The sequence below is a fragment of the Variovorax sp. P2_H12 genome (genome assembly GCF_056403395.1).
In genome coordinates this window covers 71,830-91,338 of sequence record NZ_JBFUFO010000033.1, presented here as the reverse complement: position 1 = coordinate 91,338, position 19,509 = coordinate 71,830, and the positions used below count along the sequence as shown (strand labels likewise).

Below are 19,509 nucleotides of genomic sequence, written 5' to 3'. Positions count from 1 at the left end.
CGCGTGGGGAATGGAATGACTGAAGCCTTGCCGCTGTGGGCGGAAATACTCACCGCGGTGTTCGCGGTGGTCGGCGCCGCCTTCGCCGCCATCGGCTCGTTCGGGCTGGTGCGCGTGCCCACCTTCTTCCGCCGCATCCATACGCCGACACTCGGCGCGACCCTGGGCGTGTGGTGCATGACGCTGGCGACCATCATCTACTTCTCGGTGCAGGGACACAGCCTGTTCCTGCACGCCGTGCTGATCGCGCTCTTCGTCGCGCTGACGGCACCGGTCACGACCATTTTCCTGATGCGCGCGGCGCTGTTCCGCGAGCGGCAGAAGAAGGGCGACGTTCCGCCGGAGTAGAGCTCGCCCCCAGGTTGCCCGCACTTCGTGTCGGGCGCCCACCCCCTACCGGGGGCAACACCAGCGGCCTGGCAAAGCCAGTTCCGCGGTGTTTCACCAACAGGCCTGGCTGCGCCGGCCGACGCGAAAACCAGCGCTGCCACCGTTTCTCGGCTGCGCGCAGCGCGCCTGTTCGTGGGCAGCCGTGGAACCGGCTTCGCCGGGCCACTGGCTGCGCCCCCGGTAGGGGGTGGGCGCCCGGACACGAAGTGCCGGGCAACCTGGGGGCGAGCAACAATGCCCCATGCACCTGTCCGACCTGCTTCAGCAATATGGCTACTACGCAGTCTTCATTCTGGGGCTGTTCGAGGGCGAGACGATCCTGATGCTGGGCGCCTTCGCGGTGCACCAGGGCTATCTCTCGTTCTGGCCGCTGATCGCCTGCGGCGCGGCGGCCGCCTTCCTGACCGACCAGTTCTATTTCCACCTGAGCCGCCGCAAGGGCGCCGAACTGCTCGCGACACGGGCCACACTGCGGGGCCACATCGAACGGGTCAACGGCTTCGTCGGCCGGCATCCGGTGGCGACGATCTTCCTGATGCGATTCGCCTGGGGCCTGCGCATCGCACTGCCGGCCACGCTGGGCATGGGTCCGATGCGCGCGGCGGTCTATGCGGCGCTGGACGCGATCGCGGCCGTGCTGTGGGCGACCGTGGTCAGCCTGTTCGGCCTCAAGCTCACGGCCTGGGTGCATGCGTCGGTCGGCCACCTGCGGCCCTACGAGCACCTGCTGATCGCCGGCGCCCTGGCGATCACGCTGGCCGTGGGGCTCTTGAGCCAATGGCGCTCGCGGCGCTGAAAGCGCCGCGCACTTTCAGCTCATGGATCCGTCGTACCCCGCGCCGTCGCGTGGCCCGCGATGCATCAACCGGCGTAGCCCAAGGCCAGGGATACCGCGGAACCGGCTTCGCCGGGCCGCTGGTGTTGCCCCCTGGGGGGAGGCGCCGCAGGCGCTTCGGGGGGGTCTATTCCCGTTCTTCGAGCGCCCGGTTGACCCGCAGCGCGGCGAGCGTGCAGACCGCGCCCGACAGCAGGTAGACGCTGACATAGCCCAGCCCGAAGTTGGCCGACAGGCCCAGCGCCACCAGCGGCGCGAAGGCGGCACCGATCAGCCAGGCCAGGTCGGAGGTCAGCGCGGCGCCGGTGTAGCGGTACTTCGGCTCGAAATTGGCCGTCACCGCGCCGGCCGCCTGGCCGTAGGAGAGTCCCAGGATGACGAAGCCCAGCAGGATGAAGACGTCCTGCCCGAGTTTGCCGCCGTCCAGCAGCGTCGGCGCGAAGCCGCTGAAGACCGCGATCAGCACCGCCAGGCTGCCGAGCGTGCGGCGCCGTCCCATGCGGTCGGCGATCACGCCGGAGGCCACGATGCCGGCGGCGCCGAGCACCGCGCCGATCATCTGGATGACCAGGAATTCGGTCACCGACTGGGTCGAGTAGAGGGTGATCCAGGACAGCGGGAACACCGTGATCAGGTGGAACAGCGCATAGCTCGCCAGCGCCGCGAAGGCGCCGATGAGCAGGTTGTAGCCCTGCGAGCGCGTCATCTCGACGACGTCGGTCGGCTCCAGCTCACGCTGCTCGAGGAGCCGGTCGTACTCGTTGGTGGCCACCAGACGGAGCCGGGCGAACAGCGCCACGACGTTGATCGCAAACGCCACGTAAAAGGTGTAACGCCATCCCCAGTCGAGGAAATCCTCGCTCGACAGGCTCGAATAGAGGTACGCGAACAGCGCGCTGGCAACAAAAAAGCCCACCGGCGCCCCCAACTGGCCCAGCATGGCGTACCAGCCGCGACGGTTTTCGGGGGCATTGAGCGCCAGCAGCGAGGGCAGGCCGTCCCAGGAGCCGCCGAGCGCAATGCCCTGGCCGACGCGCAGGATCGACAGCACCACGATGGAGGCGAAGCCCATGCTCGCGTAGCCCGGCAGGAAGGCGATGCCGGCCGTGGAGATGCCGAGCAGGAACAGCGCGGCGGTCAGCTTGGCCTCGCGGCCGAAGCGGCGCTGGATCGCCATCGAGGCCACCGTGCCGAAGGGCCGCGCGATGAACGCGAAGGAAAAGATCACGAAGGCGTAGAGCGTGCCCTCGAGGCGGTTCTCCATCGGGAAGAACACCGCCGGGAACACCAGCACCGAGGCGATGCCGTAGACGAAGAAGTCGAAATACTCGGACGCGCGGCCGATGATCACGCCGACCGCGATCTCGCCCGGGGCGATCGGCGAATGGTCCGACGCGGCGTCTGGGCTGTCGTGCTGGGTGCCGTGCAGCGCGGAGGCGTCGCGCGAAGGACTGATGCTGGACGTCGTCATTTCTGCTTTGGGGTCGTATTCAACTGGATACTCCGAGCGTCTCACCGAATCGAGATTGCCGCCATAGGACAAAACGTCCAATATCCCGCAGTCGCCAAACGAAGTAGATTGTGGTCCCTTTTGCGCACCAAACGCTCATTCTCCGGCATGCCTCCCCTCAAGAACTTTCGCGGACTGCTCCTGCTCCCGCTCGCCCTGCTGGCGGGCTGCGACATGGTGCTGTTGAACGCATCCGGCGACATCGCCCGCCAGCAAGGCCAGCTGATCATCGTCTCCACGGTCCTGATGCTGCTGATCATCGTGCCGGTGATCGGGCTCACCATCTATTTCGCCTGGCGCTATCGGCAGTCGAACAAGGAGGTGAACTATTCGCCCGACTGGGACCATTCGACCGAACTCGAACTGGCCATCTGGGGCGCCCCGCTGCTGATCATCATCGCCCTCGGCGCGATCACCTGGATCAGCACCCACACGCTCGATCCCTACCGTCCGCTGCGCCGCATCGAGGCGGGTCGTCCGGTCCCGGCCGAGGTCAAGCCGCTGACGGTCGAAGTGGTCGCCCTGGACTGGAAGTGGCTCTTCATCTACCCCGAGCAGGGCATCGCCACGGTGAACGAGCTGGCGGCGCCGATCGACCGCCCGATCGTCTTCAAGATCACCGCTTCCTCGGTGATGAACTCCTTCTACATCCCGGCGCTGGCCGGCCAGATCTACGCCATGCCGGGCATGGAGACCAAGCTCAATGCGGTCATCAACAAGCCGGGTGACTTCGAGGGCTTCTCGGCCAACTACAGCGGCGCCGGCTTCTCCGGCATGCGCTTCCGCTTCCACGGCGTGAGCGAGCCCGATTTCGAGGCCTGGGTCCAGAAGGCCAAGGCCGCCGGCGGCGAGCTGAGCCGCGACGCCTACCTGGCGCTCGAGCGCCCGAGCGAGCGCGATCCCGTGCGCCGCTTCGCCACGGTCGCGCCCGACCTCTACAACGCCATCGTCAACCGCTGCGTCGATCGCAACAAGATGTGCATGGACCAGATGATGGCCATCGACGCGGACGGCGGACTCGGCAAGGTCGGCGCCTACAACGTCTCGCCGCGGCCCTGGCAGCCCGAGGCCAGCATTCCGCCCCGCACCTACGTCGCGGCCATGTGCAGCGTCAACGATCCCACCGGACTTTCGCTTCCGCTTTCCACCGCTCGCATCCGCGAAGAATAACGATGCTCGACCATCCTGATCTGACGAAGCTCATCTTCGGCCGCCTCTCCTGGGAGGCCATTCCCTTTCACGAACCGATCCTGCTGGCGACCTTCATTGCGGTCGTCCTCGGCGGCCTGGCCCTCGTCGGCGCGATCACCTATTTCCGCGTCTGGGGCACCCTCTGGCGTGACTGGATCACCAGCATCGATCACAAGAAGATCGGCATCATGTACATCATCCTCGGGTTGGTGATGCTGCTGCGCGGCTTCTCCGACGCGATCATGATGCGGGCCCAGCAGGCCTTCGCCTTCGGCGACAACGCCGGCTTCCTGCCGCCGCACCACTACGACCAGATCTTCACGGCCCACGGCGTGATCATGATCTTCTTCGTCGCGATGCCGCTGGTCACGGGCCTCATGAACTTCGTCGTGCCGCTGCAGATCGGCGCCCGCGACGTGGCCTTCCCCTTCCTCAACAACTTCAGCTTCTGGATGACCACCTTCGGCGCCGGGCTGGTGATGGCCTCGCTGTTCGTGGGCGAATTCGCGCGCACCGGCTGGCTCGCCTACCCGCCGCTGTCGGGGATCGAGTTCAGTCCCGACGTGGGGGTCGACTACTACATATGGTCCTTGCAGATCGCGGGGGTCGGCACCTTGCTGTCGGGCATCAACCTGATCGCCACCATCGTGAAGATGCGCGCCCCGGGCATGACGCTGATGAAGATGCCGGTGTTCACCTGGACCGCGCTGTGCACCAACATCCTGATCGTCGCCGCCTTCCCGGTGCTGACCGCCGTGCTGGCCCTGCTGTCGCTCGACCGCTTCGTCGGCACCAACTTCTTCACGAACGACTTCGGCGGCAACGCCATGATGTACGTGAACCTGATCTGGATCTGGGGCCACCCCGAGGTCTACATCCTGGTGCTGCCGGTGTTCGGCGTGTTCTCCGAAGTCGTCGCCACCTTCAGCGGCAAGCGCCTGTTCGGCTACGCCTCGATGGTCTATGCCACGCTGGTGATCACGATCCTGTCGTACCTGGTCTGGCTGCACCACTTCTTCACCATGGGGTCGGGCGCCAGCGTCAACTCGTTCTTCGGCATCACGACGATGATCATCTCGATCCCGACGGGCGCGAAGATCTTCAACTGGCTGTTCACGATGTACAAGGGCCGCATCCGCTTCGAGCTGCCCATGATGTGGACGATCGCCTTCATGATCACGTTCGTGATCGGCGGCATGACCGGCGTGCTGCTGGCCGTGCCCCCGGCCGACTTCGTGCTGCACAACAGCCTGTTCCTGATCGCGCACTTCCACAACGTGATCATCGGCGGCGTGCTGTTCGGCCTCATGGCCGGCATCACCTACTGGTATCCGAAGGCTTTCGGCTACAAGCTCGAACCGTTCTGGGGCAAGTGCTCGTTCTGGTTCTGGGTGATCGGCTTCTACTTCGCCTTCATGCCGCTGTACGTGCTGGGCCTGATGGGTGTGACCCGCCGCGTGAGCCACTTCGAGGATCCGTCCTACCAGATCTGGTTCCAGATCGCCGCCTTCGGCGCGGTGCTGATCGCGCTGGGCATCGGCTCGTTCCTGATCCAGCTGGTGGTGAGCTACGTGCGCCGCGACTCGCTGCGCGACGAGACCGGCGACCCGTGGGACGGCCGCACCCTCGAATGGTCGACCTCCTCGCCGCCGCCGGCCTACAACTTCGCCTTCACGCCGCGGGTGCACGACAACGACGCCTGGACCTACATGAAGAAGCACGGCTATGTGCGGCCGCTCGAAGGCTTCATCCCGATCCACATGCCGAAGAACACCGGCGCCGGCTTCATCATCGCGGCCCTGGCCGCGGCCTGCGGCTTCACGCTGATCTGGCAGATGTGGCTGCTGGCCGGCGTGTCCTTCGTCGCCATGCTGCTCGCCGTGATCATCCATACCTTCAACTACAAGCGCGACTACCACATCCCCACGGAGGAAGTCGTCCGCACCGAAGGCGCCCGTACCCGCCTGCTTGCCGGCCATGTCTGATACCACCGTCCTTTCCCCCCATGGCGCGCTGAGCGCCAGCCAGCAGCCGCGCTTCCACGTGCAGGGCGAGCATCACCCCGAGAACGGCACCCTGCTCGGGTTCTGGCTCTACCTGATGAGCGACTGCCTGGTGTTCGCCTGCCTGTTCGCGATGTACGCGGTGCTGGGCCGCAGCTACGCCGCCGGCCCTTCGGGCGCCGACCTGTTCGATCTCAGGCTGGTCGCGCTCAATACCGCCTTCCTGCTGCTGTCGTCGATCACCTACGGCTTCGCGATGATCGAGATGCAGCGCAAGCGCATGCGCGCCACGCTGGTCTGGCTGGCCATCACGGGCCTGTTCGGCGCCGGCTTCATCGCGATCGAGCTCTATGAATTCGCGCACCTGATCCACGAAGGCGCGGTGCCGCAGCGCAGCGCCTTCCTGTCGTCCTTCTTCGCGCTGGTCGGCACCCACGGCCTGCACGTCACCTTCGGCCTGGTCTGGCTGGTGGTGCTGATGGTGCAACTGGCGCAACACGGCTTCATCGCCGACAACCGCCGCCGGCTGATGTGCCTGTCGATGTTCTGGCACTTCCTGGACGTGGTCTGGATCGGCGTCTTCACCTTCGTGTACCTGATGGGAGTGTTGCCATGAGCACGCACAACGAACACGCCGGTCACGGCGGCCACGACGACCACGCCCACGACGACGGCGCGCCCCACGCCACCTTCAAGGGCTACATGACGGGTTTCATCCTGTCGCTGATCCTGACCGCGATCCCCTTCTGGCTCGTGATGGGCAACGTGTTCGACAAGAGCAGCACCACGGCCTTCGTGGTCCTCGCCTTCGCCGCGGTGCAGATCGTGGTCCACATGGTGTATTTCCTGCACATGAACGCCAGGTCCGAGCACGGCTGGACCATGCTGGCCCTGATCTTCACGGTGGTCATTGTCGTGATCACGCTGAGCGGCTCGCTGTGGGTGATGTACCACCTCAATCACAACATGATGCCGGGGTTGATGCCCGAGACGCACAAGATGCCGTGACCCGGGCAGGCGCGGCGCTTCGGTGAGACGGCTTCTTCCGCGGCTTGCGCTGGCCCTGGGCGCGCTGCTGGCCTTCGCGGCCTTCTTCGCGCTCGGCACCTGGCAACTCGAGCGCCGGGCCTGGAAGCTGGACCTGATCGAGCGCATCGACCAGCGGGTCCACGCCCCCGCGACCGACGCGCCAGGGCCCGCGCAATGGTCGCGGATCAACCGGGCCGACGACGAATACCGGCGCGTGCGCGCCAGCGGCACTTTCCTCCATGACCGCGAGACCCTGGTCCAGGCCACCACCGAACTCGGCAGCGGCTACTGGGTGCTGACGCCGCTGCGCCTGTCCGGCGGCCAGGTGCTGCTTGTCAACCGCGGCTTCGTGTCGCCGCCGCAGCAGAAGGAACGCCTGGCGCGACGCGCCGACGAACCCGCAGGCGAAGTCGCCGTCACCGGCCTGCTGCGCATGACCGAGCCTCGCGGCGCCCTGCTGCGAACCAACGACCCTGCCGCCGATCGCTGGTACTCGCGCGACGTTCAGGCGATCGCGGCGGCGCGCGGCCAGGGCCAGGCGGCGCCCTACTTCATCGATGCGGACGCCGCCGCGCCGGGCAGCCCTCGCGGCGGGCCGGTCGGCGGCCTGACCGTGATCGCCTTCCCCAACAACCATCTGGTCTACGCCCTTACCTGGTACGCGCTGGCGCTGATGATCGCCGGCGCGGCCTGGTTCGTCGTCCGCGAGCGGCGCCGGCCGCAGAATGCCGGCGAGGAGGACCACGATGGCCCGCGAGACTGACACCGGCGACGCCACCGGCCTGGACAACATGCAGCAGCTGATCCAGCTGCGCTGGCTGGCGGTGGTCGGCCAGGTCGCCACCATCGCGGTGGTGCACTACGGCTTCGGCATCCGCCTGCCGCTCGACCAGATGCTGGCGGTGCTGGCCTTCCTGGCCGCCTTCAACGCCGCCAGCCAGCTGCGCTGGCGCATCCACCGCGACGTCAGCAACGGCGAACTGTTCGTCGCGCTGCTGGTCGACGTCGCGATGCTGACCGCGCAGCTCTACCTGAGCGGCGGCGCCGCCAACCCCTTCGTCTTCCTCTACCTGCTGCAGGTGATCCTGGGTGCGGTGCTGCTGGAGGCCTGGTCGACCTGGACCATCGTCGGCATCACCAGCGTCTGCTTCGCCGGCCTGGCGATCTTCAGCGGCCCGCTCGAGTTGCCGATCGACCACGGAAACGGCCTGCTGAGCCCGTACATCCTCGGCATGCTGATCTGCTTCGGGCTCAACGCCGCGCTGCTGGTGATCTTCATCAGCCGCATCAGCCGCAACCTGCGGGCGCGCGATGCGCGTCTCGCGGCCCTGCGTGAACGCGCGGCCGAGGAGGAACACATCGTACGCATGGGCCTGCTGGCCTCGGGCGCCGCGCACGACCTGGGCACGCCGCTGGCGACGCTGTCGGTGATCCTCGGCGACTGGCGGCGCATGCCCGCCTTCACCGCCAATCCGGAACTGCTGCAGGAGATCGGCGAGATGCAGGCCCAGCTGCAGCGCTGCAAGACCATCCTGAGCGGCATCCTGCTGTCGGCCGGCGAGGCGCGCGGCGAATCCTCGCTCGAGACCACGGTCAGCACCTTCCTCGACGACCTCGCCGAAGAGTGGCGCAGCACCCGCCCGGTGCAGGCCTTCGAGTATGAGAACCGCTTCGGCCACGACCTGCCGATGGTTTCCGATTCGGCCTTGAAGCAGACCATCTGCAACGTGCTGGACAATGCGCTCCAGGCCTCGCCCGATTGGGTGCGGCTCGACGCGATCCACGACGACGACACGCTGCGGCTCACGGTCACCGATGCCGGTCCCGGCTTCGCACCCGGGATGCTGGCCGATTTCGGCAAGCCCTACCTGTCGACCAAGGGGCGTCCGGAAGGTGGCCTCGGCCTGTTCCTGGTCGTCAACGTGATACGCACGCTGGGCGGCAAGGTCAGCGCCCGCAACCGGCCCGAAGGCGGCGCCGAGGTCACGCTCACCCTGCCGCTGGCGGCAATCATTCTCGAAGAGGAAGAGGACGAAGGAGATGGAAGCTGAACGCCTGCTGCTGATCGTCGAGGACGACGCGGCCTTCGCGCGCACGCTCGGCCGCTCGTTCGAACGCCGCGGCTATGCGGTGCTGTTGGCCGCCAACCGCGACGAGGTCGCCGTGCTGCTGCAGACCCACTCGCCGCGCTATGCGGTGGTCGACCTCAAGCTCAGCGGCGAGGCCTCGGGACTGGCTTGCGTCCAGACCCTGAACCGGCACGATCCGGCCATGCTGATCGTGGTCCTGACCGGCTTCGCGAGCATCGCCACCGCGGTCGAGGCCATCAAGCTGGGCGCCTGCCACTACCTGGCCAAGCCCTCCAACACCGACGACATCGAGGCCGCGTTCGGCCGCGCCGAAGGCGATACCGACGTCGAACTGACCAACCGCTCGACCTCGATCAAGACGCTCGAATGGGAGCGCATCCACGAAACCCTGGCGGAAACCGGCTTCAACATTTCCGAGACCGCGAGACGGCTCGGCATGCACCGCCGCACGCTGGCGCGAAAGCTGGTGAAGCAGCGCGTCAAATAGAGAGAGAGGCGCAAAGGCGCCCGGCCCCGCCGACTTGTGCCTTGCTTCTGTGGATAACGCTGTGCGAAGTGCGTGGAGGCCGTTGCACCGGCCCAGGCCCCATGCGGGTTCCCACTGCATTGCCTGCAAAACGGGCAGCCCGGCGACCCGGGCATAACTCGCGGACTCAGCCCTTGATGAAGGCCAGCAGGTCGGCGTTGAATTCGTCGGCCTGCGTGGTCGCCAGGCCGTGCGAGCCGCCCGGATAGATCTTCAGGGTCGCGCCTTTCACCAGCTTCGCCGACAGCAGGCCGGCGGCGCCGATCGGCACGATCTGGTCGTCGTCGCCATGCGCGATCCAGGTCGGCACGTCGAACTTCTTCAGGTCCTCGGTGAAGTCGGTCTCCGAGAACTGCTTGATGCAGTCCAGCAGGCCCTTGTGGCCGCCCAGCATGCCTTGCAGCCAGAACGCGTCGCGCACGCCCTCGGACACCTTGGCGCCCGGCCGGTTGTAGCCGTAGAAGGGCGTCGTGAGGTCCTTGAAGAACTGCGAGCGGTCGGCCGTGACGCCGGCGCGGATGCCGTCGAAGACCTCGATCGGCAGGCCGCCGGGGTTGGCTTCGGTCTTCAGCATGAGCGGAGGCACGGCGCCCAGCAGCACCGCCTTGCCGACCCGTGCGGTGCCATGGCGGCCGATGTAGCGCGTGACCTCGCCGCCGCCCGTGGAATGGCCCACCATCACGGCGTCCTGGATGTCCAGCGTGTTCATCAACTCGGCCAGGTCGTCGGCGTAGGTGTCCATGTGGTTGCCGTCCCACGGCTGGCTGGAGCGGCCATGGCCGCGCCGGTCGTGCGCGATCACCCGGAAGCCGCGTTCGCCGAGGAACACCATCTGGGCATCCCAGGCGTCCGCGGTCAGCGGCCAGCCGTGCGAGAAGACCACCGGGCGTCCCTTGCCCCAGTCCTTGTAGTAGATCTGCGTGCCGTCCCGGGTGGTGATCATGCTCATGCGCTTCGCTCCTGAGGTGAGAGGCCGCGGTTCGGCGGCGGTTGTCGCAGCGAGATTCGCTGCGAAGCGTAGTCCATCCACCCGCGCAAGGAAAGCAAGGGGCGCGCCTTGAATGAACCCTGCAGCCCTGGCCCCGTTATTGCACACTCCCGACGGCCCGCCCCGCGGCCTACATCCAAGGAGTTCCCTCATGTTCTATGGTCTGACCCCCCTGGGTATCGTCCACACGGCCATCAGTCTCGTGGCGGTGGCCGCCGGACTCGTCGCCCTCTTCCAGTACCGGGAAATCTCGCCCGCCACCCGCGCAGGGCGTGCCTATGTGATCGCCACCGTGCTCACCTGCCTGACCGGCTTCGGCATCTTCCAGCACGGCGGTTTCGGCAAGCCCCATGTGCTGGGCGTCGTGACGCTGGTGGTGCTGGGGGTGGCGATGCTCGCGGGCCGATCGGGCTTCGGCCGGCTATCGGCCTACGTGGCAGTGGTCGCCTACTCGCTGACCTTCTTCTTTCACATGATTCCGGGCGTCACCGAGACCGCGACTCGCCTGCCCCTGGACGCGCCCTGGGTGACCGATCGCGACAACTCCGATGCACTGAAAGGCACGATCGGCGCCCTGTTCGTCGTCTTCCTGGCCGGAGCGACGCTGCAGGTGCTCCGCCTGCGCGCCCGCCGCGCCAGCGCCTCGGACCCTAGAGCCCTGCAACGTACTTGAACCCGGCGACCAGCGCGACCGCCAGCACGATCAGGAACCCCAGACGGCCCCAACGCACGCGCGGGTGGGCCGACGGATCGTGCAGATCCGAGCGGTGCAGGCCGGAAAACGAGGTCGAATCGGGCTTGTCGCGCGCCCAGTCATGGAAGTTATCTTTGTCGGTGTTCATGTAATACATTTTACCTAACATTACATGATTCACTACAAGCTCCGTGTGGAGGAATCCGCAGGACCGGCGACGCGTGGCGCAACAAAAGCGAAGCAACACTACACAAGATCTCGCGCCGGCATTACGCGCGCTTCACACGCGGCATGCAGCATGAAGGCTCCTTCACGCCACGAGAGAGAGCCCCATGAACAAGATCAAGGTCGCCGCCGGTATCGCCGCCCTGCTGTCCCTGACCCTGCTCGCCGCTCCGGCCCAGGCCCAGCGGTACGACGACCGCGCCATGGTGATTCCGGCGCCGCCGCCCCCGCCGCGCGGCTATGTCGTGGTGCCGCGTCCCGCGCAGCCCTCCTACGGCTGGTACGCCCAGGGCGGTGAACGGCACGAACATCGTCGCGGCTGGGGAGACCGCGACCACGACGGCGTGCCGAACCGCTATGACCGGGATCGCGATGGCGACGGCGTGCCGAACCGCTATGACCGCCGCCCCGACAATCCCTACCGCTATTGAGCGCCCGGCAGCCCATGTGGACACCGTCCAGAATCTCTGCTAAGTTTGTGGATACCGTACACAAACAAGGAGATGCGCATGCTGCTCGAAAACCGGAGCACAGTGATCTACGGCGCGGGCGGCGCGATCGGCGGTGCCGTCGCACGCGCCTTCGCGCGTGAAGGTGCCCGGGTGTTCCTGGCCGGGCGCACGCAAGCACGACTCGATGCCGTGGCCGCCGACATCCGCGCGTCCGGCGGCCATGCCGAAACCGCCCGGCTCGACGCGCTCGATGCGGCAGCCGTCGAACGCCATGCCGATGACGTGGCGCAACGGGCCGGCGGCATCGGCATCGCGCTGAATGCGGTCGGCGTCCCACACGTCCAGGGCACGCCCCTGGCCGAGCTTTCCCTCGCCGACTTCGAATACCCGGTCGCCGCCTACGTGCGGACCCACTTCATCACCGCGAAGGCCGTCGCCCGGCACATGGCCGCGAAGGGCTCGGGCGTGATCCTCACGCTGTCCACGCCGGGGGCGCGGCTGCCCGGCCCGGGTTACCTGGGCAACTGCGTCGCCAGCGCCGCGGTCGAGGCCATGTCCCGTCATCTCGCGGGTGAGCTCGGCGCCCAGGGCATCCGCGTGGTGTGCATCCGGCCACATGCGATTCCCGAGGCCGTTGCCATGGGCTCTCACACGCGGGATGTGTTTCGCCCCATGGCCGAACGCGCCGGACTGACGGTCGAGGAAATGCTCGCAGCTGCCGCCGGCGGCACCTTGCTGAAGCGCCTGCCGACACTCGACCAGCTTGCAAACACCGCGGTCTTCCTGGCCTCCAAACACGCCGGCGCCATCACCGGCACGGTCGTCAACCTGAGCTGCGGCTTCCTCGTGGACTGACCAGACTGGATGGCTCTGAAGGTGCTCTGCCTCGGCTGATTCCTTCGGTAACGTAGGCCTCGTCCTACAGAAAAACCGCGCCCGAACGCTCACCATCGAGGCATGAAAAATCCGATCAAACTCGTCATCGACGAGCCGGCGCCCGGGTCTTTTCTCTGGACGCTGCTTGAGTGCGACGCCGGTGGCATCCCCTGCAAGGTGGTGCGCGCCGCCGAGTACAGCGCCGACACCTACGAGGCCGCGCTGGCGGCCGGCACTCGCATGATGGACGCCGAGATTCGCAAGAACCTGGCGCCGCGGCCGGCCGACGTTTCCTGACCCTAGGCCAGGTGCGTCTTGAGCGGCACGGCCGGGTCGGCCGCGACCGCCGGGTCGGGGCTGCGACCCGCTTCCAACAGCTTGCGGCTCATCATGTGGTCTACCGGCGCGTTGACTGATTCGACGCAGCGCAGCGCGCCGTCCACGTAGTGCAGCAGCGAAAACGATGCCGGATTGGCGCCGGGGCGCCGAACCGTGCGATGTCCCGCCGTGCCGGGAGCGGGCACCAGGCCCGCCATCTGCAGCCGCATCCCGCCCTGATCCGACCAGAACCATGGCACTGCATCGTGCGGCCTCGGCGCACCGGTCAGGGTCGCCACCGCGGTGCGGGCCTGGTCGTTGGCGTTCTGCACCGACTCCAGCCTGAGCGCCTGCCCGGCGCGCCGGTCCGGAAAGCGCGTGCAGTCGCCGACCGCGAGCACGGCGCCATCGCTGGTCTGCATGTAGGCGTCGACCACGATGCCGTCGGCGCACTCCAGGCCGGCAGCCTCGGCCAGCGCGGTTTCCGGCACGGCGCCGATGCCGAGCAGCAGCAGGTCGATGGCCTGCGGCTCGCCGTCGACCTCGATCGCCGCCAGGCGCGGCCCGTCGACCTGCATCACCCCGCTCTGCACGCCGACGCGCACGTCCATGCCCGCGGCACGATGGGTCGCCAGCACATGCGCCGACAGCTCCGGCGACACCGCGCGGCTCAGCAGTCGCGGCGCGCTCTCCAGCACCAGCACCCGCTTGCCGAGCGCCAGCGCGGTGGCGGCCACCTCGAGCCCGATGAAGCCGCCGCCGAGCACCGTCACGTGCTGCGCCGCCGCAAGCTGCGTACGCAGTTGGGCAGCCTCATCGGCCGCGCGCAGCAGGGCCACGTTGGACAGCCCGGCCAGCGCCGACAGCCGGCGCGCGCGGGTGCCGGTCGCCAGCACCAGCCGCTCCCAGCCGAGCACCGCGCCCGAACGCAGCGTGACCGTGCGCGCGGCGCGGTCGATCGCCAGCGCGGCGTCGCCCAGGTGCATCGTGATGCCGGCCTCGGCATACCAGGCTTCGGCCCGATGGAGTTGCGGCTGCTCGTCGGGACTCTTCAGGAAGGACTTGGACAGCGGCGGCCGGTGGTACGGAATGGCCGCCTCCTCGCAGACCAGGTGGACGCGCGCGCCCTGTCCCGCTTCGGCGAGGCCGGCGCACAGCTGGGCAGCGGCGTGGCCGCCGCCGATGATGACGATGTTCGAATGCATGGACGCTTCCTGAGGTCGATCCGCACAATGGCACGGTCGTGCCGGCAACTGTAGCCTTAGGATGCGAGGCGGGACTCCAACCCACGGAGACAAGATGAAGATACGCATCATCGGCGGCGGCCCCGCGGGGCTGTTCTACGCCTACCTCATGAAGCGCGACGACCCGTCGCACGACGTCCGGGTCTGCGAGCGCGACGCCGAGAGCGCCACCTACGGCTGGGGCGTGGTGTTCTCCGACGTGGCGCTGGCCTTCGTGCGCGAACTCGCGCCCGAGCTCTACGAGTCGATGACCGAAAACCAGGAGGTTTTCGACGAGATGGCGGTGGTGCATCGGGGCGTGCAGGTCAGGCTGGCGCACAACACCTTCCATCGCATGGCACGCATCGACCTGCTCCGCGCGCTGCATGTCCATTGCCGCCAGGTCGGCGTCGAGATCGAGTTCGAGCGGCGCGTCGACGACCTCGCGGCCTTCGCCGATGCCGACCTGATCGTGGCGGCGGATGGCGCCAACAGCGCGATCCGCACGCGCTTGGCCGAGCACTTCGGCCCGACCCTGGACGAACGGCCGAACCTGCTCGCCTGGTACGGCACCACCCGGCTCTTCGACCCGCTGTCGCTGATCTTCCGGCAGAACCCCGACGGGCTGGCGATCGCCCACACCTACCGCTACAGCCGCACGCACAGCACTTTCCTGGTCGAGGTCGATCCGCAGACCTTCCGCAAGGCGGGGCTGGACCGCATGGACGAGACGCACAGCCTCGCGTGGTGCGAGAAGGTGTTCGCCGACGACCTGCGGGGCCACAAGCTGCTGTCCAACAAGTCCAACTGGTTCCGCTACACGATCGTCAAGAACCGCCGCTGGCACTGGAAGAACGTCGTGCTGATCGGCGATGCGCTGCGCACCGGGCACCCCTCGGTCGGCTCGGGCACCCGGCTCGCGATGCAGGATTCGATCGCACTCTTCGATGCCTGCAAGACCTGCGGGCCGGACGTGCCGACGATGCTCGATGAGTTCGTTCGAATCCGCCAACCCGGCTCCGACGCGTTGCAGAAGGCGGCCATCAAGAGCACCGAGTGGTATGAGAACCTCGGCCCCAAGCTGTCGCTCGACCCGATCTCCTTCGCCTACGACTACGTCACGCGCAGCGGCCGGGTCGATCATGCGGACGTGCGGCAGCGCGACCCCGAACTCGCGGCAGCCTACGAAAAGCTGCATCCGGAACGCGGCTTCTGAACCGGAGGAACCCACCATGCTCGAAGGCTGCATCCCCTGGCCCGCCGAGGCCGCCCGCGAATACCGCAGGCTCGGCCTGTGGGAAGACCTCACGGTCGCCGAAATGGTCGAACGCAGCATGCGCGCGGCGCCCGACAAGGTGGCGCTGGTCTTCGGCGACCGGCGCATCAGCTATGAGGAGCTGGTCCGTGATTCGCGGCGCCTCGCGGTGGCCCTGCTCGATCTCGGACTGAAGCCGCGCGAGCGCGTCGTGGTGCAGTTGCCGAATGTGCCGGAGTTCGTGATCGCCTACCTCGCACTCAACTGGATGGGCGCGATTCCGGTGATGGCGCTGCGTGCGCATCGGCATGCCGAGGTCCGTCACTTCATCCGGGCCTCGGGCGCGAGCGCCTACCTGCTGCCCGACCTGATCGGGAGCTTCGACTACCGCCCGATGGCGGCCGAGCTGGCCGCCGAGTTCTCGTCGCTGCGCCACCTGATCGTCGCCGGCGAACCCGCACCGGGACAGCGCGCGCTGGACCCCTTGATCGCGGGCGACGCGGTCACCGACCACGCATCGATCGCCCGGCTCGCGGCCGTGCGGCCTTCGCCCGACGAGGTCTCGACCATGCTGCTGTCCGGCGGCACCACCTCGGTGTCGAAGCTGATCCCGCGCACCCACAACGACTACGTGCTCAACGCCCGCCTCTGCGCGCAGGCCGCGGGCTTCGACCGCGACACCGTCTTCATGGCCATCCTGCCGCTGGGCCACAACTACAACCTGGCCTCGCCGGGGCTGCTCGGCACTTTCTTCGCCGGCGGCACGGTGGTGATCGCCACCGGCACCGACACCGAAACGCTGTTCGCCGGCGTCGAGCGCGAGCGGGTTTCGGTGATCGCCGGCGTGGTGCCGCTGATCGCCGGCTGGCTCGACAGCGAAGTGCCCAAGCGCTTCGACCTGTCGTCGCTCAAGGTGATCCAGAACGGCGGCGCGCGGCTCGCGCCCGAGCTGCGCATGCGCGTGGCCGCGCAGTTCGGCTGCACCCCGCAGGAGATCTACGGCACCGCCGAAGGCCTGATCAACATGACCCGGCTCGACGATCCGCAGGCGCTGCTGCTCGAGAGCTCCGGCGCACCGGTCAGCGAGCACGACGAGATCAAGGTGCTCGACGACGACGACCGCGAGCTGCCCGACGGCGAGGCCGGCGAGCTGGTGACGCGCGGCCCCTACACCATCCGCGGCTACTACAACGCGCCCGAGAAGAACGCCGAGGCCTTCACGGCCGACGGCTTCTACCGCATGGGCGACATCGTGCGCAAGCGCGGCCGCCACGTGTTCACCGAGGGCCGGCGCAAGGACCTGATCAACCGCGGCGGCGAGAAGATCAGCTGCGACGAGATCGAGAACCTGATCTTCGGCCTGCCGCAGGTCAAGGGCGTCGCGCTGATCGGCCTGCCCGATCCGGTGTTCGGCGAACGGGCCTGCGCCTGCGTCATCCTGCAGCCGGGCACGACGCTCGGCTTCGACGAACTGATCGCCTACCTGCGCCGGCAGAAGATCGCCTCCTTCAAGCTGCCCGAGCGGCTGGAGATCATGGCGGAGTTCCCGGTCAGCCCGGTGGGCAAGATCCTCAAGCGCGAACTGCGAGAAAAGGTATTGGGATGATCGAGCTCTATCACTGTGTCAGCGCACGATCGTTCCGACCGCTCTGGACGCTCGAAGAGCTCGGCGCGCCGTACCAGCTGCGGATGCTGCCGTTCCCGCCGCGGGCGCTCCAGCGCAGCTACCTCGATCTCAATCCGCTGGGCACGGTGCCGCTGCTGCTCGACGGCGACACCCGCATGACCGAGTCGTCCGCGATGTGCCAGTACCTGGCCCAGCGCTGCGACCCGGACAATCGGCGCGGGCTGGCGGTGCTTCCGAGCGAGCCCGGCTTCGGCGCCTGGCTCAACTGGCTGCATCACGGCGAGGCGACGCTGACCTTTCCGCAGACCATCGTGCTGCGCTACGGCCACTTCGAGCCCGACGCGCGCAAGCTGCCGCAGGCGGCCGACGACTACGCCAAGTGGTTCATCGCCCGCCTGCGCGGCATCGACGCGGTGCTGGCCCAGCATGAGTTCCTCGCCGCCGACCGCTTCACGGTCGCCGACATCTCGGTCGGGTACGCGCTGATGCTGGCCAACGAGCTCGAGCTGGTGCCGCGCTTTCCGAATGCGGTGGCGGCCTACTGGGAACGGCTGCAGCAACGTGAAGGCTTCCGCCGCGCGCTCGCGGCGCAGCATGACGCGGCCCTGACGCAGGGCGTCTCGCCGTCGCCCTCAACCCGCCCGGCATGAACTTCCATCACCCGCTGTTCGAGAGCCTGGCGCTGCCGCTCGTGCTTTCTTTCGCGGTGACCGGCCTGCTGCACGCCGGCCTGGGCGCGGTGCACGGCCGACGCTGGGCCGCCGCCGGCGTGGCGCCGGCGATCATCGTCGGCTCGGCCTGGGTCCTCGGATGGCAGTTGTCGCCCGGCACCCTGACGGAGGAGCTGCCCTGGATCTACGCGGCGGCCGCCCTGCTCGGCGTGGGCCTGGAGGGGATGCGGGCCGTGATGCGGACCACCTGGCTCGCGAGCTGCGTCCTGTGGGCACTGGTGCTGGCCGGGCTCAGCGACCAGCCATTGGCGCTGCAAGCCGCCACCTGGGCCGTCGGCGCGGCGGTGATCGGCGCCGTGCTGAGTTCGCCGCCCGAGCACGCCGCCGCGCCCGTCAGTCTCGTGGTGGCCAGCCTGGGGCTGGCCGCGGTGGCTTTCATCTCCGGGTCCGCGCTGCTGTTCGAGCTTGGGCTGTCGATCGCGGCCGCCATCGCCGGCTGCGCGCCGTGGCTCTGGCTCGCGACCCGCATCGGCTTCGGCGTCTGCGGGGCGGTGGTGTCGGTGATCGCCTGGCTCACGCTGGCGCAGGGCGTGGCCCTGCTGACGCCGGTGCGGCCCGAGGTGCTGCTGCTGCTGGCCGGCGCCCTGCTGTCCGGGCCGATGGTGCGATGGGCGCGACCCGGACTTCGGCACCGCGCGGTCGACGTGCTGATCGTCGCCGCGGTGGCGGCGCTCTGGGTCGCGGCCGCCGTCGCGCTGGCGCTCCACCGCGACGTCCAGGCCCCGCGGGACGGGCAGGACGACCCTTACTACACGCCTCGCTGGTAGGCCTGTCTCCATGATGAGGACAACTTCTTCCACCCTTCCCGGCATCGATGCCCTGTGGCCCTTGTGCCTGGAGATCGCGGCGCAACGGCGCAGCGGCCGCGCGGCACGGCCGCCGGACGCCCGGCCGCCGGTCGCCTGGAGCGCGACGCGGGGCTTTGCCCTGCAGGGCCTGTGGGACGACGACGCCCTCGAACTGTTCGACCTGCTCAAGCCCCTGCTCGATCGCCCGCACGCCGGGGCGCCGTGGGCCATCGGCCAGCTCGGCCAGAGCCTCGACGGCTGTATCGCCACGCACGGCGGCGACTCGAACTACGTCAACGGACCCGAGCTGCTGGTGCACCTGCACCGCCTGCGCGCCTTGTGCGACGCGGTCATCGTGGGCGCCGCAACCGCGGCCATCGACAACCCGCAACTGACCACGCGCCGCGTGCCCGGCCCGCATCCGGTGCGCGTCCTGCTCGACCCGGCGCTGCGGCTGCCGGCGACCTTGCGCGCCTTCTGCGACCGCCAGGCCCCCACCCTGCTCGCCTGCGATGCCCTCCGCGCGGCCGAAGCGGCGCAACGCGTGGGCGCCGACCAGGTGCTTGGCGTGCCCGGCCTGACACGGCCCGATGGCAGCGCCGACCTGCGTGCGCTGCAGGCGGCCTTGCAGCGGCGCGGCCTCGGCGTGCTGTTCGTCGAGGGCGGCGGTGTCACCGTGTCGCGCTTCATCGCACAGGGCTGCCTGGACCGCCTGCACCTGTCCATCGCGCCGGTGATCATCGGCGCCGGCCGGCCCG

The 19,509-nt window shown here is 68.2% G+C and carries 21 protein-coding genes and 1 pseudogene; 18 read left to right on the top strand and 4 right to left on the bottom strand.

Annotated features, from left to right (window positions below):
• The first annotated feature begins 15 nt into the window (after positions 1 to 15).
• Entirely contained in the window at positions 16 to 348 is a 333-nt protein-coding gene (gene mnhG / locus AC1DYK_RS24580; RefSeq protein ID WP_478092976.1) for a monovalent cation/H(+) antiporter subunit G, read from the top strand.
• A 283-nt stretch (positions 349 to 631) separates the two neighbouring features.
• Positions 632 to 1,186, top strand: coding sequence for a DedA family protein (locus AC1DYK_RS24575; protein WP_478168658.1), 555 nt, complete (start codon positions 632 to 634; stop codon positions 1,184 to 1,186).
• Positions 1,187 to 1,352: 166 nt separating this feature from the next.
• On the opposite strand, the gene AC1DYK_RS24570 is transcribed toward AC1DYK_RS24575, so the two are convergent.
• Positions 1,353 to 2,696 carry an MFS transporter gene (locus tag AC1DYK_RS24570; RefSeq protein WP_478168657.1) on the bottom strand — a complete coding sequence of 448 codons (1,344 nt, stop codon included), beginning with the start codon at positions 2,694 to 2,696 and terminating at the stop codon, positions 1,353 to 1,355.
• A 147-nt stretch (positions 2,697 to 2,843) separates the two neighbouring features.
• Here AC1DYK_RS24570 and cyoA point away from each other — a divergent pair, with 147 nt between their 5' ends.
• Genes cyoA through AC1DYK_RS24535 form a run of 7 tightly spaced genes read left to right on the top strand, consistent with a single transcriptional unit; the run spans position 2,844 to position 9,535 of the window.
• Positions 2,844 to 3,905 carry a ubiquinol oxidase subunit II gene (gene cyoA / locus AC1DYK_RS24565; RefSeq protein ID WP_478168656.1) on the top strand — a complete coding sequence of 354 codons (1,062 nt, stop codon included), beginning with the start codon at positions 2,844 to 2,846 and terminating at the stop codon, positions 3,903 to 3,905.
• 2 nt (positions 3,906 to 3,907) lie between these two features.
• A complete protein-coding gene (gene cyoB, locus AC1DYK_RS24560) occupies positions 3,908 to 5,911 on the top strand; it encodes a cytochrome o ubiquinol oxidase subunit I (RefSeq protein ID WP_478168655.1) in 2,004 nt (667 codons plus the stop codon).
• A complete protein-coding gene (gene cyoC, locus AC1DYK_RS24555) occupies positions 5,904 to 6,545 on the top strand; it encodes a cytochrome o ubiquinol oxidase subunit III (protein WP_478168654.1) in 642 nt (213 codons plus the stop codon). The genes cyoB and cyoC overlap by 8 nt, the downstream gene beginning before the upstream one ends.
• Positions 6,542 to 6,937 (top strand): cytochrome o ubiquinol oxidase subunit IV, encoded by a 396-nt coding sequence (gene cyoD / locus AC1DYK_RS24550; protein ID WP_478168653.1) that lies wholly within the window; start codon positions 6,542 to 6,544, stop codon positions 6,935 to 6,937. Before cyoC ends, cyoD begins: the two co-directional genes overlap by 4 nt.
• 22 nt (positions 6,938 to 6,959) lie before the next feature.
• Positions 6,960 to 7,721, top strand: coding sequence for an SURF1 family protein (locus AC1DYK_RS24545; RefSeq protein WP_478090587.1), 762 nt, complete (start codon positions 6,960 to 6,962; stop codon positions 7,719 to 7,721).
• The gene (locus AC1DYK_RS24540) at positions 7,705 to 9,009 is read left to right on the top strand and encodes an ATP-binding protein (RefSeq protein WP_478168652.1); all 1,305 of its coding nucleotides are present in this window, start codon (positions 7,705 to 7,707) and stop codon (positions 9,007 to 9,009) included. Before AC1DYK_RS24545 ends, AC1DYK_RS24540 begins: the two co-directional genes overlap by 17 nt.
• Positions 8,999 to 9,535: a response regulator transcription factor gene (locus tag AC1DYK_RS24535; RefSeq protein ID WP_442281881.1), complete on the top strand. Its 537-nt coding sequence runs from the start codon at positions 8,999 to 9,001 to the stop codon at positions 9,533 to 9,535. Before AC1DYK_RS24540 ends, AC1DYK_RS24535 begins: the two co-directional genes overlap by 11 nt.
• 166 nt (positions 9,536 to 9,701) lie before the next feature.
• On the opposite strand, the gene AC1DYK_RS24530 is transcribed toward AC1DYK_RS24535, so the two are convergent.
• Positions 9,702 to 10,523, bottom strand: coding sequence for an alpha/beta fold hydrolase (locus AC1DYK_RS24530; RefSeq protein ID WP_478168651.1), 822 nt, complete (start codon positions 10,521 to 10,523; stop codon positions 9,702 to 9,704).
• A 190-nt stretch (positions 10,524 to 10,713) separates the two neighbouring features.
• On the opposite strand from AC1DYK_RS24530, the gene AC1DYK_RS24525 reads away from it, so the two are divergent.
• Positions 10,714 to 11,235, top strand: a complete 522-nt coding sequence (locus AC1DYK_RS24525) for a hypothetical protein (protein WP_478168650.1) — start codon at positions 10,714 to 10,716, stop codon at positions 11,233 to 11,235.
• On the opposite strand, the gene AC1DYK_RS24520 is transcribed toward AC1DYK_RS24525, so the two are convergent.
• Positions 11,213 to 11,404: a hypothetical protein gene (locus AC1DYK_RS24520; protein WP_478168649.1), complete on the bottom strand. Its 192-nt coding sequence runs from the start codon at positions 11,402 to 11,404 to the stop codon at positions 11,213 to 11,215. The genes AC1DYK_RS24525 and AC1DYK_RS24520 overlap by 23 nt on opposite strands.
• Positions 11,405 to 11,588: 184 nt before the next feature.
• On the opposite strand from AC1DYK_RS24520, the gene AC1DYK_RS24515 reads away from it, so the two are divergent.
• The 3 genes from AC1DYK_RS24515 (at position 11,589) to AC1DYK_RS24505 (ending at position 13,106) form a co-directional block, all read left to right on the top strand.
• On the top strand, positions 11,589 to 11,912 hold the full coding sequence (locus AC1DYK_RS24515; protein WP_478168648.1) for a hypothetical protein: 324 nt from the start codon (positions 11,589 to 11,591) through the stop codon (positions 11,910 to 11,912).
• Positions 11,913 to 11,990: 78 nt separating this feature from the next.
• Complete coding sequence (locus AC1DYK_RS24510; RefSeq protein ID WP_478168647.1) at positions 11,991 to 12,788, top strand: SDR family NAD(P)-dependent oxidoreductase; 798 nt, start codon at positions 11,991 to 11,993, stop codon at positions 12,786 to 12,788.
• A 102-nt stretch (positions 12,789 to 12,890) separates the two neighbouring features.
• A complete protein-coding gene (locus AC1DYK_RS24505) occupies positions 12,891 to 13,106 on the top strand; it encodes a hypothetical protein (protein ID WP_478168646.1) in 216 nt (71 codons plus the stop codon).
• A 2-nt stretch (positions 13,107 to 13,108) separates the two neighbouring features.
• Here the strand turns inward: AC1DYK_RS24505 and AC1DYK_RS24500 are convergent, their stop codons facing one another.
• A complete protein-coding gene (locus tag AC1DYK_RS24500; RefSeq protein ID WP_478168645.1) occupies positions 13,109 to 14,332 on the bottom strand; it encodes an NAD(P)/FAD-dependent oxidoreductase in 1,224 nt (407 codons plus the stop codon).
• A 94-nt stretch (positions 14,333 to 14,426) separates the two neighbouring features.
• Here AC1DYK_RS24500 and AC1DYK_RS24495 point away from each other — a divergent pair, with 94 nt between their 5' ends.
• The 5 genes and pseudogenes from AC1DYK_RS24495 to AC1DYK_RS24475 form a co-directional block, all read left to right on the top strand.
• A complete protein-coding gene (locus AC1DYK_RS24495; RefSeq protein WP_478168644.1) occupies positions 14,427 to 15,566 on the top strand; it encodes an FAD-dependent monooxygenase in 1,140 nt (379 codons plus the stop codon).
• 16 nt (positions 15,567 to 15,582) lie between these two features.
• Positions 15,583 to 17,211, top strand: coding sequence for a (2,3-dihydroxybenzoyl)adenylate synthase (locus tag AC1DYK_RS24490; protein ID WP_478168643.1), 1,629 nt, complete (start codon positions 15,583 to 15,585; stop codon positions 17,209 to 17,211).
• A complete protein-coding gene (locus tag AC1DYK_RS24485) occupies positions 17,208 to 17,882 on the top strand; it encodes a glutathione S-transferase family protein (protein WP_478168642.1) in 675 nt (224 codons plus the stop codon). Before AC1DYK_RS24490 ends, AC1DYK_RS24485 begins: the two co-directional genes overlap by 4 nt.
• A complete protein-coding gene (locus tag AC1DYK_RS24480) occupies positions 17,879 to 18,730 on the top strand; it encodes a hypothetical protein (protein WP_478168641.1) in 852 nt (283 codons plus the stop codon). The genes AC1DYK_RS24485 and AC1DYK_RS24480 overlap by 4 nt, the downstream gene beginning before the upstream one ends.
• A gap of 10 nt (positions 18,731 to 18,740) precedes the next feature.
• Positions 18,741 to 19,496, top strand: a pseudogene (locus tag AC1DYK_RS24475) (RibD family protein); the annotation flags it as partial.
• Between the last annotated feature and the right edge of the window lie 13 nt (positions 19,497 to 19,509).

What these genes read in the sequence shown, in the direction of transcription:
- cyoC (WP_478168654.1), top strand. Translation starts at nt 5,904, where the DNA reads ATGTCTGATACCACCGTCCTTTCCCCCCATGGCGCGCTGAGCGCCAGC.
- AC1DYK_RS24535 (WP_442281881.1), top strand. Translation starts at nt 8,999, where the DNA reads ATGGAAGCTGAACGCCTGCTGCTGATCGTCGAGGACGACGCGGCCTTC.
- cyoD (WP_478168653.1), top strand. Translation starts at nt 6,542, where the DNA reads ATGAGCACGCACAACGAACACGCCGGTCACGGCGGCCACGACGACCAC.
- AC1DYK_RS24505 (WP_478168646.1), top strand. Translation starts at nt 12,891, where the DNA reads ATGAAAAATCCGATCAAACTCGTCATCGACGAGCCGGCGCCCGGGTCT.
- AC1DYK_RS24540 (WP_478168652.1), top strand. Translation starts at nt 7,705, where the DNA reads ATGGCCCGCGAGACTGACACCGGCGACGCCACCGGCCTGGACAACATG.
- cyoB (WP_478168655.1), top strand. Translation starts at nt 3,908, where the DNA reads ATGCTCGACCATCCTGATCTGACGAAGCTCATCTTCGGCCGCCTCTCC.
- AC1DYK_RS24525 (WP_478168650.1), top strand. Translation starts at nt 10,714, where the DNA reads ATGTTCTATGGTCTGACCCCCCTGGGTATCGTCCACACGGCCATCAGT.
- AC1DYK_RS24575 (WP_478168658.1), top strand. Translation starts at nt 632, where the DNA reads ATGCACCTGTCCGACCTGCTTCAGCAATATGGCTACTACGCAGTCTTC.
- AC1DYK_RS24515 (WP_478168648.1), top strand. Translation starts at nt 11,589, where the DNA reads ATGAACAAGATCAAGGTCGCCGCCGGTATCGCCGCCCTGCTGTCCCTG.
- AC1DYK_RS24495 (WP_478168644.1), top strand. Translation starts at nt 14,427, where the DNA reads ATGAAGATACGCATCATCGGCGGCGGCCCCGCGGGGCTGTTCTACGCC.
- AC1DYK_RS24500 (WP_478168645.1), bottom strand. Translation starts at nt 14,332, where the DNA reads ATGCATTCGAACATCGTCATCATCGGCGGCGGCCACGCCGCTGCCCAG.
- AC1DYK_RS24485 (WP_478168642.1), top strand. Translation starts at nt 17,208, where the DNA reads ATGATCGAGCTCTATCACTGTGTCAGCGCACGATCGTTCCGACCGCTC.
- AC1DYK_RS24530 (WP_478168651.1), bottom strand. Translation starts at nt 10,523, where the DNA reads ATGAGCATGATCACCACCCGGGACGGCACGCAGATCTACTACAAGGAC.
- AC1DYK_RS24520 (WP_478168649.1), bottom strand. Translation starts at nt 11,404, where the DNA reads ATGAACACCGACAAAGATAACTTCCATGACTGGGCGCGCGACAAGCCC.
- AC1DYK_RS24480 (WP_478168641.1), top strand. Translation starts at nt 17,879, where the DNA reads ATGAACTTCCATCACCCGCTGTTCGAGAGCCTGGCGCTGCCGCTCGTG.
- cyoA (WP_478168656.1), top strand. Translation starts at nt 2,844, where the DNA reads ATGCCTCCCCTCAAGAACTTTCGCGGACTGCTCCTGCTCCCGCTCGCC.
- AC1DYK_RS24490 (WP_478168643.1), top strand. Translation starts at nt 15,583, where the DNA reads ATGCTCGAAGGCTGCATCCCCTGGCCCGCCGAGGCCGCCCGCGAATAC.
- mnhG (WP_478092976.1), top strand. Translation starts at nt 16, where the DNA reads ATGACTGAAGCCTTGCCGCTGTGGGCGGAAATACTCACCGCGGTGTTC.
- AC1DYK_RS24570 (WP_478168657.1), bottom strand. Translation starts at nt 2,696, where the DNA reads ATGACGACGTCCAGCATCAGTCCTTCGCGCGACGCCTCCGCGCTGCAC.
- AC1DYK_RS24510 (WP_478168647.1), top strand. Translation starts at nt 11,991, where the DNA reads ATGCTGCTCGAAAACCGGAGCACAGTGATCTACGGCGCGGGCGGCGCG.